The organism is Cryobacterium gelidum (assembly GCF_004403985.1).
GTDB lineage: Bacteria > Actinomycetota > Actinomycetes > Actinomycetales > Microbacteriaceae > Cryobacterium > Cryobacterium gelidum.
Map to the genome: position 1 here is coordinate 1 of NZ_SOHL01000012.1, position 1,350 is coordinate 1,350.

Genomic DNA, 1,350 nt, shown 5'->3' on the forward strand with positions numbered 1-1,350 from the left:
TGCCGGGGGCCATCTTGACGACGGTGCCGGGGCCGGCCTGATCGACAGCCGCCATGAGCTCCCTGGCCGTCGTCACGGTGACCGTGGCGGCCGGGCAGTCAGCGTAGCGGTGGGTGTCGATCGGTGCCGGCGCCGGCGGCGCGGTGCTCGGCACGGCCGGGGCCGGTACCGAAGGCGTGGAGGCAGCGGGGGCGGGCGTAGGAGCGGGTGGGACGGCTGTCGCCGCGGTCGGCGCCGCGGTGACGAAAGCGTCGACGATGCTGCTGGTGCCGTTGGAGCGGCTATCCTTCTGGCCGGTGCGGCTCACCTTGATGGTGTGTGTTCCGCTGGAGAGATTGGAGGTGCTGAACAAGTTCTGCTGGTGCTTGTCCGTGGCGGAGTAGCCGTTGACCGTAGCGACAGCCTTGCCGTCGATCGAGATCTCGCTCGTGCCCGAGCTGCTAGTCGTACGCGCGACGTAGGCGACGGTCGACCCGGTGAAGGTGAGTGAGGCGCTCGATGTGGCGTAGGAGTATTTGATCGACGCGCCGTTGTCGGAGGGTGAGCCCGTCGTGCGCCAGGTCCCGGAGTACTTGATCTGTGAGGAGTTGCTGTCGACCACCGTGGTGCCGGCGGGCGCGGTGGCAGCGGAGGCCGACGCGAGACCGACGGGGATGATTGCGGTGAGGGGAACCAGCGCGGTGATGGCGACGGCCGCGATGATGGCACGTCGGGGGAAACGAGAAAACAATATAGCGAGACCTTCCGGATGTTCATGGACAGGAAGCTCACGCCCAGGAACCCGACGGGGTTTCGGCGCAAACAATCCGCGTGACGCGGCGGCGGTCGCCGAGCTCACGTCATCAATTAGCGTCTGAGCGGCTGCGCGTTTCCCGTGTGTAAATGGGTTTGTGGGCGGCATCATCACGAATGTGGTCGCCTCTGCTCGTGTGAGCAGGCCCGGAGGCATTACGGATCGGCCGGCCGGTACGGCGGAGAAACTGAGCAGAACTCGATGATTTTGCTCTGACCAGTACAATTTCATTTTGTGGGCGGTGGCCCCTGTGGCACGGATGACGTTCTCGTGCCGCCTCGACAGGGCAACGCGGGGCGCCATTCACTATTTCTGTGAAAGTGCCGAGAGTAAACGTGACACTGTTGAATTCTCGGTCACCCGGGCATGGGTTTGATTCTTGGCGGCCGAGAATATCACGCTCGGCGCGCGGGGTCTGGGCGGAGAGTGGGAAAACGTGCCCTAGGTGTTCTTCCCACTGACGTTGTGAACGCGGTCGATGGGTGATTTGCCGCCGATGCCGGTATGGGGTCTGTGGTGATTGTAGCTATGAATCCAGTCCAGGTACGTTGCTGCTC

At 64.1% G+C, this 1,350-nt stretch carries 2 protein-coding genes; both read right to left on the reverse strand.

What is annotated here, in order from left to right:
• Nucleotides 1-730 (reverse strand): hypothetical protein (locus E3T50_RS06325; protein ID WP_198417958.1); only part of this gene is annotated, 730 nt, incomplete at its 3' end.
• Between the two features lie 504 nt (nucleotides 731-1,234).
• Nucleotides 1,235-1,350: integrase core domain-containing protein (locus E3T50_RS06330; RefSeq protein WP_166784220.1), on the reverse strand; the 116-nt coding region annotated here is incomplete at its 5' end.